Annotated in this window: 9 protein-coding genes; 6 read left to right on the forward strand and 3 right to left on the reverse strand. The window is 62.3% G+C overall.

The window, feature by feature from the left end:
• Positions 1–553 precede the first annotated feature (553 nt).
• The gene (locus QF047_RS11455; RefSeq protein ID WP_307277011.1) at positions 554–1,669 is read right to left on the reverse strand and encodes an acyl-CoA dehydrogenase family protein; all 1,116 of its coding nucleotides are present in this window, start codon (positions 1,667–1,669) and stop codon (positions 554–556) included.
• Positions 1,657–2,853: an acyl-CoA dehydrogenase family protein gene (locus QF047_RS11460; RefSeq protein WP_307277014.1), complete on the reverse strand. Its 1,197-nt coding sequence runs from the start codon at positions 2,851–2,853 to the stop codon at positions 1,657–1,659. Before QF047_RS11460 ends, QF047_RS11455 begins: the two co-directional genes overlap by 13 nt.
• A 146-nt stretch (positions 2,854–2,999) precedes the next feature.
• On the opposite strand from QF047_RS11460, the gene QF047_RS11465 reads away from it, so the two are divergent.
• Complete coding sequence (locus QF047_RS11465) at positions 3,000–4,142, forward strand: acyl-CoA dehydrogenase family protein (RefSeq protein WP_307277017.1); 1,143 nt, start codon at positions 3,000–3,002, stop codon at positions 4,140–4,142.
• Between the two features lie 220 nt (positions 4,143–4,362).
• Entirely contained in the window at positions 4,363–5,082 is a 720-nt protein-coding gene (locus QF047_RS11470) for a FadR/GntR family transcriptional regulator (protein WP_307277020.1), read from the forward strand.
• 609 nt (positions 5,083–5,691) lie between these two features.
• Here QF047_RS11470 and QF047_RS11475 read toward each other — a convergent pair.
• Positions 5,692–6,810: a Rieske 2Fe-2S domain-containing protein gene (locus QF047_RS11475; protein ID WP_307277023.1), complete on the reverse strand. Its 1,119-nt coding sequence runs from the start codon at positions 6,808–6,810 to the stop codon at positions 5,692–5,694.
• Positions 6,811–7,107: 297 nt separating this feature from the next.
• On the opposite strand from QF047_RS11475, the gene QF047_RS11480 reads away from it, so the two are divergent.
• From QF047_RS11480 to QF047_RS11495, 4 genes are read left to right on the forward strand one after another with little or no spacing between them, the layout of a single operon-like run.
• Positions 7,108–8,718, forward strand: coding sequence for a class I adenylate-forming enzyme family protein (locus QF047_RS11480; protein WP_307277026.1), 1,611 nt, complete (start codon positions 7,108–7,110; stop codon positions 8,716–8,718).
• Between the two features lie 2 nt (positions 8,719–8,720).
• Positions 8,721–9,968, forward strand: coding sequence for a CaiB/BaiF CoA-transferase family protein (locus tag QF047_RS11485; protein ID WP_307277028.1), 1,248 nt, complete (start codon positions 8,721–8,723; stop codon positions 9,966–9,968).
• A 16-nt stretch (positions 9,969–9,984) separates the two neighbouring features.
• Positions 9,985–11,127, forward strand: coding sequence for an acyl-CoA dehydrogenase family protein (locus QF047_RS11490; RefSeq protein ID WP_307277031.1), 1,143 nt, complete (start codon positions 9,985–9,987; stop codon positions 11,125–11,127).
• Positions 11,124–12,290 carry a CaiB/BaiF CoA-transferase family protein gene (locus tag QF047_RS11495; protein WP_307277035.1) on the forward strand — a complete coding sequence of 389 codons (1,167 nt, stop codon included), beginning with the start codon at positions 11,124–11,126 and terminating at the stop codon, positions 12,288–12,290. The genes QF047_RS11490 and QF047_RS11495 overlap by 4 nt, the downstream gene beginning before the upstream one ends.
• Positions 12,291–12,754: the final 464 nt, after the last annotated feature.

The raw sequence follows: 12,754 nt of genomic DNA on the forward strand, positions 1-12,754 counted from the left end.
AACACTCATGGAAGTGAAGACTGCTGACAGGATCGCGCATGGGAGTAGCGGGTCGGTCGGAGACACTGGATTGTTAGTGAGGACAAGTGACCCCCGTGGAATCCGAAGCACGGCACGGTTACGCCAGAGGCGACGGGCGTCCTGCGCCGAAAGAGGTTCCTCGTTCTGATGAATTCAGCGGCCAGAGACGTGGGCACCGGCCAGAGCGGTAATGGCGCGACGAAAGATCCTGCATGGAACTGGAAAGCATGGTAGGGATTTATTGATTCCGCTGCCGGCTGCCGGCTCACGTTGGTGACAGGTCCGCTGATCGTCCAGGTTTTCGGTTCCAGAGTCCAATTCGGCACCATCGTTGTGCCGGCCAGACGTTCTCCGCTCCAATCCCGCGTCGATCCTCTCGCAAGTTGAACCGCAGCACCGGACGTCGACGACGTTATGGACGCTCTTCAACCCAGCTGCCAAAAAATGATTTGGTCAATCAGGAACGCTTCGGATCGAACCTCGTGGATCGGTCCGAAGCGTTCCTGCATTCGACTGTGGTTCGAACGCCTGATCAGGGCCCGACCAGTGGAGCTGCGATCGCGCTGAAGGCGTTCTCGCGGCACCAGCTCGACGTCCCAAACCAGGCACGGTTGAATTCGGACCGCTTCAGGTAAAGGTGAAGATCATGCTCCCACGTGTAACCGATCCCGCCGTGGATCCGGAGCGAGGTGGCCGTCGCAGCTCCAAAGGCGTCGGCGGTGTCCGCTTTGATCGCGAAAAGGCTCTCGGGACGCAAGGTGGTTGACGCAGTCTCCCGAGTTGCCAGGATCGAGGAAACGGCTGCCGTCTGCAGGTCCCGGTAGATGTCGGCCAGGGCGTGCTTGATGACCTGGAAAGAACCGATAGGCCGGTTAAACTGCCGACGTTGTGAGGCATAGTCGAGGGTCATCTCAAGAACGCGCTCCATTCCGCCGAGGGATTCCATGATGAGCGCATACATCGTCCGGGCCAGAATTTCGCGGTAGGCCCGTTCACCGTCAGGCTCAGCGATCACATGATCGGCGTCAACACGTACGTCCCGCAGTTCGATCGTCCCCAGCCTGCGGGTGAGGTCGGTCATAGGCGTCATGGTGATGCCAAGTTTCTCCGTAGGCACGGAGAAAAGTCCGATACCGCCCTCGTGCCGGGCGGCGACGATGATCCAATCTGCGCTGTCTGGATCCGGAACGAATGCCGCGGATCCGTTGATCACGTACCCGTTGCCGTCCCCCGTACAGCTGGCGGACAGACCGGCGGAACCAGGCACTCCCCCAAGGCCAGTGAGGGCCACGGAGGCCCGGGCTGCCCCCGTGACAATGGGTTCGAGCAACAATTCCTGGATGGATGCCCCGGCGGCAGCCAGAGTCGGCGTAACCGCTGCAACGGTAAGGGAGAGCAAGGTCGGTCCCAGAACCCGCCCCGTCTCCCAGCAGATTGCACCGACGTCGCTGGGACCGCCGCCGAGTCCGCCAGTTTCTTCACTGACACCGACCGATGTCCAGCCCAGTTCGGCCAACTGAGACCAGAGGTCTTTGTCGAACCGCTCGTCAGTACTGCGGATCTGTTCACCCCTGCAGTATGTCGCTAGCAGCGCGGCGAAGGCTTCGCGCAGTCCCGGGGTTTCGTCTGTGGTGGTTATGCGGTCCATCTGGGCTCCCTTGGCAGGTCGAGGATGCGTTCTGAGATCAGATTTCGCTGGATGTCGTTGGTGCCGCCGGCGATTGTCCACTCGTAGGATCCGATGTAGTCCAGCAACCAGTTGTGGCTGTCCCATCCTTCGCCGGGCATGGGTTCGGCACGGTAATGCTCCAACGGTCCGGAGAGCTCCGTTGCGTAGTGCGTCAGGTCCTGGAGAAGCTCGCTAAAAACGAGTTTAATCACCGAAGACTCATAGCCGGTGGACCTGGTCTGCTGCGAGGCGAAAATCATCTGGATGCACAACTCGCGGAGCATCTCTGCCCGGGACCAGTAGCGGGACAAGGCTGCCTTGACTTCGGTGGGCACGCGTTGGGAATCGCCGTACCGGCGAACCGTGTCCACGATAAGGCGGTCGATGGCTGCCCTTACACGCTCGGCCATTTCAATGGCGCCCGGCCCGCGTTCGGCGGCTAAGGTCACCTGAGCGAGCTGCCAGCCCTGATTCTCCTCACCAACCAGGTTCTCCACGGGAATCCGCACGTTGTCGAGAAATACCTCGCTGAACTCCTGGTTGCCCGTAGCTTGGCGGATAGGTCGAACGGTTATCCCGGGGCTGTCCATTTCCATCAACAGGAAAGTGATGCCCTGGGTCTTGGAGACCTGATGATCAGTACGGGCCAAGAGGAGACACCACTTGGCGTCGGCAGCGTAACTTGACCATACCTTTTGCCCGTTCACGACGTAAACATCACCGTCCCTCTCCGCCCTGGTACGGAGCGACGCCAGGTCAGAACCGGCTTCGGGCTCCGAGAAACCCTGACACCATATCTCACCGTCGAGGATGGCAGGAAGATGCTTGGCACGCTGCTCCTCGGTTCCGGCCGCCAGAAGCGTATGGAAGGTGTGGTGGAGGCCAACCAAGTGTATGTTCGGGCGCGGCGCCGGAAAGCGGGCCATCTCCTCATAGAGCACGACCTGTTCTTCCAGCGTCCTGCCGCCACCGCCCCACTCAACAGGCCAGTGCGGAGCAAGCAGTCCGCCGGCACGAAGTTCCTTCAACCACCACTGTTGAAACTGCACATACTCATCGTGGGAGGAACCCCTAAGCTGTTCCCGCCAATTCTCGGGGACGTGGGCTATAAGCCACTCCCGCACATGCACACGAAATTCCTGAGCATCCACGCTGCTACACACCTTTTTGTCGACGGCGCCGGTTATGACATTCGAGCCGACCCTATTCTTGCCAATGTAATGAGTATACTCAAGTTGTTGCCAGTAATGAGTATACTTAAATTTCCGATCCGGATCTTACTCAACCAGATTTTTCTGAAAGGAACCCGATGCCTGTTTCCCGTCTGCTGCCCTCGGAAGAGGCACGGGACCTGATTGACCTGGCCCACAGCATTGCCGCCAAGGACTTGATTTCCCGCGCCGCTGCGGCGGAACGTAGCGAAACCTTTCCCCGGGACGTGTTCTGGACCCTTGGCCGGGCAGGCCTGCTGAGTCTGCCGTACTCCGAGCAGTACGGCGGCGGCGAGCAGGCAGCCGAGGTGTACCTCCAGGTGTTCGAAGTGCTCGGCACCGCGTGGGCCAGTGTGGGTGTGGGAGTCAGCGTCCATGCCCTCTCGTGCTTTCCACTCGTTAGCTTCGGAACGGACGAACAGCGGGAGAAATGGCTCCCGGACATGCTGTCCGGCGAATTGCTCGGCGCTTACTGCCTCTCGGAGGCCCATGCTGGCTCCGACCCGGCCGCCATGCGGACTAAAGCCGTCCGCGTCGAGGGCGGCTACGTCATTACAGGTGCCAAGGCTTGGACAACCCACGGCGGACAGGCCGACTTCTACACAGTGATGGCCCGGACCTCCGACAATGGCGGTCGCGGTATTTCCTGCTTTCTGGTAGCGGCCGACGCCGAGGGCCTGAGCGCAGCACAGCCCGAACAGAAGATGGGCCTGACCGGCTCAACGACCGCCACGATGAATTTCGACGGAGTTTTTGTCCCCACCGAACGCCGCATCGGGGATGAGGGACAAGGACTGAAGATCGCGCTGGCAGGGCTCGACGCAGGACGGCTGGGGATCGCTGCAGTCGCAACCGGCCTCGCCCAGGGCGCGCTTGACCTTGCAGTCTCCTACGCCAAGGAACGGGAAGCCTTCGGCACCACCATCATCAACCACGAGGGCCTGGCCTTTGTTCTGGCCGATATGGCAGCAGCTGTCGAATCCGCGCGCGCAACCTATCTGGCCGCGGCCCGGCTGCGTGATGCCGGACGTCCTTATAGGCGCGAGGCAGCTATCGCTAAGCTCGTCGCCACCGACAATGCCATGGACGTGGCCACAAACGCCGTCCAAGTACTGGGTGGTGCCGGCTACACCAGGGATTTTCCCGCAGAGCGGTACATGCGAGAAGCCAAAGTAATGCAAATTTTCGAGGGCACCAACCAGATTCAACGTCTGGTCATTTCGCGGGATCTCGCCCGTTGAGAGTTCGTGCAGCCGCACCGTTTTGGGGGGCGAGTCCGTCTCCTTACTTCAAGGATTCGGAAACTGAGTATGCTAATTTTAGTAGAAGAACATAGTGCGGATGGAGACAACGGTGGAAACAATCTCCACTGCCCCTAGCATTACGGAAGGTAGTACTTTGGTGCCCAGTGATGAGTCCATACGGACATCCGAGGATGGGCCGCAGCCGTGGTCGGTGCGTATGGCCGCAGATTCTATTGGCACGAAGGCCAAGATGGCCGAGGATCTCGCCTACCGGATGGAGACCTTGATCATGGAGCGCGGATGGCCCACGGGCCAGCTCCTGGGCTCGGAAACAGAGCTGATCGAACAGTTTGAGGTCAGCCGCGCAGTATTCCGCGAGGCCGTGCGAATTCTGGAGCACCACGGTGTGGCACGGATGCGCCGAGGACCAAAAGGTGGACTAATTGCTAGCGAGCCAGACTTGCGGGCGGTCCAATGGCCCGCGACGCTTTTCCTCGATTTCGCCAACGTTTCCGCTGAGGACCTCTTCACGGTTCGCAGCACCCTGGAACTGACCTGCATAGACATCGTAGTGCGCAATCTCGACGAAGCAGGCGTCCTTCGGCTCCGGGAAGCCTTGGATGGGGAGCTGGAAGAGGGCGAACACGCGGCCCACACCCGAGCACCGCACGATCTCCATGTCCTGATTGCCGAACTCACCGGAAATCCTGCCCTGCAGCTGTTCGTGGAAATGCTTGTCCGATTCACGCATGAGCGGACTTCTGGCCGCTCGTATGAACCCCAAGAGCTTGCAGAGTTGCACCGGGCACACGGGGCGATTATCGAAGCGCTCATTGCTGGCGACGGCGCCCTGGCACAGCGCCGCATGCGCATCCACCTGGCCGCCACAGCAACCCATTTTTACGCGCGGAACGGAAATTCTCCGACGGCAGCCTAAGGCTCGCGGCACAGCCAGGCAAAAGGACTCAGCAAAGCACCCAGCCGGTGGCAGTCATGGTCGGGGGGAGGGCCACAGTCCGTTTCGCGCTCTGGTGGCGCAACAGGAAAAACTCTGCCACTCCCATTGCCACTGCGACGGCTTGGTTATCTGGGCTGTCCTTGGCGCCCCCTCTACACAAGTTCCTGACTCGGTACCTGCGCGACCCCACACCCTGCTTTTGAACTCCTCACGGCGACGCGGCTCGGAGGAATTGGTGGACACAGTCATCTTCCCGTGCCGGTCGTGGACCATGCTCGAGTCCGCTCAAATTCATATATGAGGCGGGCAGCCCTGGCGCGCAGGCGGGCTTTGGTGAAAACCGGCTGGTACTGGACGGCGTAGTGAATAACAGGGGGACTGTGTCTGGGCTCATGATCCTTCGTCGATGACGGGGACAGACTTGATGGCGGTAGGCAGAAGGTATTCGTGGGCGCGCCAAGGCCCACAAGCCCCGCATTCATGACGACGAGGTCGTATTCGCGCTTCAGCTCTGCTCCAACTGTTTTCATCGTCGGTGCAATGCAACGGGGACGTGTCCGGCTGGACACGTCCCCGGGATACCAGGGATTAGTCGCGAACGGCGCTGACCTTGTTGAGGTCGATGGCCTGCGGCTCGTCCGACACATGGTTGGGTCCCGCCTCGCGGCCTGCATCCTGCTCGGACTCGGCGCTGCCGGGCTCGCCGGGCGGGTAGAACTTCATCGCCCACTTACGGTAGTCGCGGAAACCTTGAGCCTCGGCTGTCGCCAATCCCGGAGGCGTTGTGTACCGTTGGTGCTCCCAGATGGCGACGTCGGCGAGGAACTGATTGTCGGCCAGCCGCATTCGCCGGGTCATCGTCTCAGGGATGCCCGGTGCGTCATCGCCGGGGATTCGGTCCAGCCACGTCGTGCAACGGATGTCGGCCACCTCGTCGTCGATCGGCGTGACGGCAACAAAGGTGCGCATGTTGTCCGGGCCGGAGAACTTGCTGAATCCGACGCCGATGCCGCACGAGATTGCCGAGACGGTACCGAGCATCGCGCCGTTCGGTGTCATGACGGTCGACTCCTTGCCCTTGCCGAACCACATCTCGAAGTCCGACCGGAAGCTGTACTCATCGAATTCCCGCCGGGTGAACCGTGGGATGTCCTCGGCGCGGTGGACGTACTTAAAGTGTGCGTAGTCAACACCGTTCTCTGCCACGAACTGAGGGTGGAGAGCGAGCTTCTCACGGATGAGCGCGCCCTCCGGGTAAGCGCGGTAGTAGTCGGACGGGGAGACGTCGTCGTCGCCCTCCCACATGGAGAAAACGTCAGGGACGGGGAAATAGGGCTCGCGTTCCAGCAGATCGTGCCAGATGTAGATGGACTCATTGAGCTCGGTGACGGGGAACACGGGGATCTTCCGGGTCCGGTTGGGTTTTTCCTGGTAGGGAATACAGGTGTTGCGGCCTTTGCCGTTCCACTCCCAGCCATGGAAGGGGCATTGGATGTTCAGACCCTTCACGGTCCCGCCATAGCCCAAATGGGCACCAAGGTGCTCGCAGTAGGCGCTCATCACATGAGCCTCACCATCTTCGTCGCGCCAGGCGACCATTTCCTGACCGAAGTAGTGCAGGCGCTTGACCTCGCCTACTTCCAGCTCAGCGGACCACAGGACCTGAAACCAGCCAGTGGGCTTCATGGATAGCGCCGGCTTAGCCATCTACGCCACCTTTCATTGAGCATAGGATCGGACCAATCGGCCCAAATGATTTAGAGTACACTTATTGTTAACACTCGCTCGAGTGCTTGTCAAGATCTGCGATGACAAGATCTTCGCCATTTTACCTTCTAATTACTGGGTACGGCCGAGAGCCAGGGGTCCTCACGCAGCCAGGAAATCTAATAGGCCTCCCGCCCGGCTGGTAAAAGAGTGGTATATATTGGATTGATTGGGCCTGATAGGTGACGTGAGACACGCACCGAGGAAACCCAGACGAAACCCGTACGAAAGGATGTCATGCGACGACCACGCATCGACGATTATGAGAACCGCGTGATCGGCACGGTTCTCCGGGACCAGGCAGAGCACATCGGCGACAGCATCTTCCTCATGGACGGTGAGCGACGAAGCACTTTCGCCGAAGTTCACGAACAGACGAATAAGATTGCAAACGCTCTCGCGGGGTTCGGCGTCGGCAAGGACCGGCGCGTAACGCTCGTCATGGAGAACTCCGATGACATGGTCCGATCCGCATTCGCCATCAACAAGCTGGGGGCCGCGTGGACGACTACGGGAACCGACTTCCGCGGTGCTCACCTCCTCGACGCGATAACCCGGGCGGAATCGGACGTCCTCGTCACCGATGCCAAGTTCGTCGACCGGCTCGCTGCTCTCGGCAGAATACCGCAGAGCCACGTCTTCGTGCGCGGAGGCATCGATGACGTCGAGCCGATCCCTGGCACCATCATGCACGACTTCGATGCCCTCTCCACCGGATCGTCCAACGAGGTCAGCGTCACGCTGACGCCGTCGCAGCCGTCCGCCATCCTTTGGACATCCGGGACGACAGGTCGCCCGAAGGGAGTCGTCCAAAGCCACCACGTGTGGCTTATGCAGGCCGACTTCAACGCTGAGCGCCGCGGCATCCGCAAGGGTGACGTCATCTACTGCTGCATGCCGATGTACAACTCCGGCGGCTGGACGGTCAACACGTTCCCCGCCCTCGTTCGCGGCATCCCGATGGGCATCGACGCCAAGTTCTCCGTCAGTAACTTCTGGGACCGCATCCGGCACTACGGCGCCACCCATACGTTCACTGTCGGGGCCATGCACATGTTCCTGTGGAACCAGCCGGAACGTCCTGATGACGCCGACAACCCGCTGCGCGGCGCAGGCATGATCCCCATGCCCCCGGACATCAAGTCAAAGTTCGCCAAGCGCTTCGGCATCGAGGACATCTACGCTGCCTACGGCCAGAGCGAGATCGTCTACGTCTCCTTCGCCGAAGGTACCAAGGAATGGAAGCCCGGCTCTTCCGGTAAGCCCGTTCCCGGCATCACCGTCAGAATGCTCGACGACGACGACCGGGAGGTGCCCACCGGCAGCGTGGGCGAAATCTGCATCCGCACAGACGATCCGTGGATGATGTTTAGCGGGTACTTTAACAACGCCGAGGCCACGGCAGAGGCGTTCCGGAACGGGTGGTTCCACACCGGAGACCTTGGCCGCTTCGACGAGGACGGCGAGCTGTTCTTCGCAGACCGGAAGGCGGACTACATCCGCTACAAGGGCCGCAGTGTCGCGAGCTTCGAGGTTGAGAGCCTCGCGATCAACCACCCCGCCGTCGCCGAGGTTGGTGCTGTCGGCGTAACCTCGGAGGAGCTTGAGCACGAAGCCGAAATCAAGCTGTTCGTGATGCTCAAGGAGGGACAGGCCGTCACCGCGGAGGAGCTAGCCCGGTACATCAACGACAACGGGCCATACTACTTGGTTCCCCGGTTCATCGAGTTCATCGAGGAGATGCCGCACAACGAGAACGGAAAGCTCCAGAAGTTCCTGCTGCGAAAGCGCGGCAGGTCCGAGAACGACTGGGACCGTGACACTTCCGATTTCAAATTGGTGCGCTGAGCATGCGACTGCTGGAAGGAGTGCGAGTCGTCGAGTGCGCGGCCCTGTTCAACGGTGACCGGCTGGGACAGCTCCTAGGCGACCTCGGCGCCGACGTCATCAAGGTCGAGTCCCCGAAGGTGGGTGACTACTTGAGGGACTTTGGAGGGCAGATCGGCGAACGCCAGAGCCCGGCCCACCTCCAGGTCAACAAGAACAAGCGAAGCCTGACGTTGGACTTCCGACGAAACGAGGGCCGTGAGGTGTTCTGGCGGCTCATCGCCGACGCCGACATCGTCGTGGACGGCTTTCGCTACGGCGCACTCGAGAAGGCCGGCGTCGGGTACGAAGCCATCACAGCACGGCGACCCGAGATCGTCTACTGCTCCTACACCGGGTACGGCGCTCGCGGTCCCTACGCCGACATCGCCACCCACGGACAGATGATGGACGCTCTCGCCGGGTCGGTACACGTCCGCATCGCCGAAGACGGGCTGGTCAAGTGGGACAAGCAGCGCAGCACTGGCAACTCGGTCGACTTCGGCGGCGAGGGAACCTCGACGGGCGCCGCCTACGCCGCAATGATGGTGCTGGCCGCCTACACCCAGCGCCTACGCACGGGCGAGGGGGCGTTCCTCGACGTCGCTGCCGCCGACGCCGTTGTGGCGAACGCCTGGATCGGCGTCAATTGGGCGCTCAACGAGCACCGAGTCACCGACCGTACCACCGTCGCCACGGCATCGACCAACCTGTACGCCGAGAGCGACGACGCTCGGTACCAGTACTACGCGACAGCCGACGACAAAATCGTGCTCTTCTGCGCGATCGAGCCGAAGTTCTGGGCTAACTTCCTCAACGAGGTCAATCGTCCTGAGCTGGAAGAGTGGCGCGAGGGAGATGCCGACCAGCCGGTCGACTTCGCTACCGACGAGCGGCTCCGCCGCACCCTGGCCGATGTCTTCCATACAAGGACGTCCGCCGAGTGGATCGAGGTCGCCCGACGCTGCAACGTGGCGCTGGGCCCGGTGACCGGCTCCGCAGGCGAGCTCCGCGATGAGCCGCACTTTGTCGAGCGCGGACTGTTCGTGGAGGGCCACCACCCCCACGCGGGCGACTTCACGTATATCGCCCTGCCAGGCATGGTGCGAGGACAGCAGTACGAGGTGCGCCACCATGCACCGCTGCTAGGCGAGCACACCGCCGAGATCCTCACGGAACTCGGCTATGACAAGGGCGCCCAAGCCGAGCTGCGCGCCAACGATATCATCTGATCCAGGAGCACCCGACGTGAAGCGCACCATTTTTGAGCCCGAGCACGAGGATTTCCGTAAGACTGCTCGCACCTTCTTCGAACGGGAGGCGGTGCCGAACGTCGAACGCTGGGAGGCCGCCGGACACGGGGACCGAGAGGCTTGGCTGGCCGCCGGCGAGGCCGGTCTCCTCGGCTGGGAAGCGCCCGAGGAATTCGGCGGCCTCGGCATCCGCGACCTGCGGTTCAATATGATCATGGCCGAGGAGTACTACGGCACCGGGGCGACCGGACTGGGTTTCCCCCTGCAGAACGACATCATTATCCCCTACCTCGTCGGGCTGGCAACCCCCGAGCAGCAGGCGCGGTGGTTGCCCGACCTGGTCTCCGGCACGAAGATCTCGGCGCTGGCGATCTCCGAGTCGGGAGCCGGTTCCGACGTCAAGAACATCAAGACTCGCGCCCGTCTCGACGGGGACCACTACGTGGTCAACGGCTCAAAGACATTCATCAGCAACGGCCTGCTCGCCGACTTCGTGCTCGTTGCGGTCAAGACCGACCCCGACGCAGGGCACCGCGGCATTAGTCTGCTGGTGCTGGAGTCAGACATGGCCGGCTTCTCCCGCGGCCGTAAGCTCGACAAGATCGGCCAGCGTTCGCTCGACACAACCGAGTTGATTTTCGAGGACGTCCGCGTCCCGCGAGAGAACCTCCTCGGCGAGGAGAACCGCGGCTTCTACCTGATGATGCGCAACCTGGCCCAAGAGCGCCTCAGCATCGCCTACACCGCCGTCGCCCAGGCCAAGCGTGCGCTCGACCTCACCCGGGCGTACGCGGCGGACCGCCACGCATTCGGGCAGCCTATCGGCACATTCCAGGTCAACCGCCATGCGCTCGCGGAGATGGTGACCGAATTGGGGATCGCCGAGCATTACGTTGACGGATGCGTCATGGCTGCCAACGCCGGCACGCTCTCCGACACAGAGGCCGCAGGAGCGAAGTGGTGGACCACCGAGTTGCAGTGGCGCGTCGTCGATCGTTGCCTCCAGATGTTCGGCGGCTACGGCTACATCAACGAATACGAGATCGCCCGGCTCTGGCGGGACGCCCGCGTCCAGCGCCTATACGGCGGCACGAACGAGGTCATGAAGGACCTCATCGGCCGCTCTCTCGAATCATGAGCGCCCCGGCGACGAGCACCGCGACCGGCCCGTTGGCCGGCGTCCGCGTCCTCGAAATCGGCGGCATCGGCCCCGGACCGTTCGCGGCTATGATGCTGGCCGACATGGGCGCCGACCTGCTCCGCATCGACCGGCCCGGCGGCGGCGGGCTGATGGGCCCGGAAAACCCCCGCCTCAACACACTGCACCGAGGTCGTCGCTCGGTAGTCCTCGACATCAGGCACCCACGAGGCCTCAAAGCACTCCTGTCATTGGTCGAGACAGCCGACGTGCTGCTCGAGACTTTCCGTCCGGGTGTGGCCGAGCGGCTCGGGATCGGACCAACCGCCTGCCATGCCCGCAACCCCGACCTGGTGTACGCCCGGATGACCGGATGGGGACAGGACGGCCCCCTCGCCCACACCGCCGGGCACGACCTGACTTACATCGCCCGGACCGGTGTGCTGCACGCGATCGGCGCCCCCGATGCCCCCGTGATCCCGCTGAATCTGGTCGGCGACTTCGGCGGCGGTGGCGCCTTCGCCGTCATCGGCATCGTGTCCGCCTTGTACGCGGTAAAATGCGGTGCTCCCGGCCAGGTTGTCGATGCAGCGATCACCGACGGCACGGCACTACTCACCACCGGGATTCGACAGCTCATGCTCACCGGCGACTGGAGCCACCGTCGTGGGGAGAATCTCATGGACGGTGGCTGTCCCTGGTACGCCACGTATGGCACCGCCGATGGGCGGCACGTCGCCGTGGCCCCGCTGGAACCGCAGTTCTACGGCGAACTGCTCCGTCTGCTCGATCTCGAAGAGATCGCCCCGCTCGATCGCGATGACCGGGGCACTTGGCCCCTAATTAGAACCGCCCTCGCCAAGGCGTTCGCCTCCCGCGACCTCGAGCATTGGGATGCCCTCTTCTCGGACTCTGACGCCTGCGTGGCGCCGGTTCGGACCTTCGCCGAGGCGGAAAGGGATCCCCAACTGCTTGCTCGAGGCGTCCTCGTCGAACACGACGGGATTCTGCAACCCGCCCCGGCGCCTCGCTTCTCTGCCACCCCAGCGCAGATCCAGGGGACCCCACCTGCGACAGGCGCGGACACCCGCGAAGCCCTCACCAGATGGGGTCTTCCGGACGTCGATACGCTGATAGCAGATGGCATCGCGCAGCAGGCCTGACCCTTTCAGTCTCGCGCGCGGGACGTACACGCCAGCGGCCGGCATGGGCATGTCAGCGACGACAGGGCATTTGTTTCGGATGTGAAAGTCCCCTGGAGGAGAAGGTGGCTTATCTCCCGAGCCGGGCCGGTGGCCAAGATTGATCACCTGGCGAACTCGCTCAATACGACAGTCCTGGTGTCCCACGAACCCTACGACCGTATCGATCACCCGATCGCACCCCTTTCCTGGCGCCTGCGTGCGTAGAGTTGACCGTCAGCCGTAGGTTGGCGCCTCGACGTCGACCACGATGTGCCCCGACTGAAGCACAACTCGTCCGGAGTCGTCTATTTAACAAGGCCTCGATGGAAGCCGCGACCTCGTCGGCCTGAAGCAGCCTCGGCCCGGTTTGGCCAGCAGCGCGGCGATGGTCGCGCCCGACAGCTGGGTGTCGAGCGCGACCAGGGCACAGGCAGTTGATGGTG

Source organism: Arthrobacter sp. W4I7 (genome assembly GCF_030816215.1).
GTDB lineage: Bacteria > Actinomycetota > Actinomycetes > Actinomycetales > Micrococcaceae > Arthrobacter > Arthrobacter siccitolerans_A.

Bases quoted from the DNA above. Each gene is read 5' to 3' on its own strand.
- QF047_RS11495 (WP_307277035.1), top strand. From the start codon at position 11,124: ATGAGCGCCCCGGCGACGAGCACCGCGACCGGCCCGTTGGCCGGCGTC.
- QF047_RS11475 (WP_307277023.1), bottom strand. From the start codon at position 6,810: ATGGCTAAGCCGGCGCTATCCATGAAGCCCACTGGCTGGTTTCAGGTC.
- QF047_RS11470 (WP_307277020.1), top strand. From the start codon at position 4,363: ATGGCCGCAGATTCTATTGGCACGAAGGCCAAGATGGCCGAGGATCTC.
- QF047_RS11455 (WP_307277011.1), bottom strand. From the start codon at position 1,669: ATGGACCGCATAACCACCACAGACGAAACCCCGGGACTGCGCGAAGCC.
- QF047_RS11485 (WP_307277028.1), top strand. From the start codon at position 8,721: ATGCGACTGCTGGAAGGAGTGCGAGTCGTCGAGTGCGCGGCCCTGTTC.
- QF047_RS11465 (WP_307277017.1), top strand. From the start codon at position 3,000: ATGCCTGTTTCCCGTCTGCTGCCCTCGGAAGAGGCACGGGACCTGATT.
- QF047_RS11480 (WP_307277026.1), top strand. From the start codon at position 7,108: ATGCGACGACCACGCATCGACGATTATGAGAACCGCGTGATCGGCACG.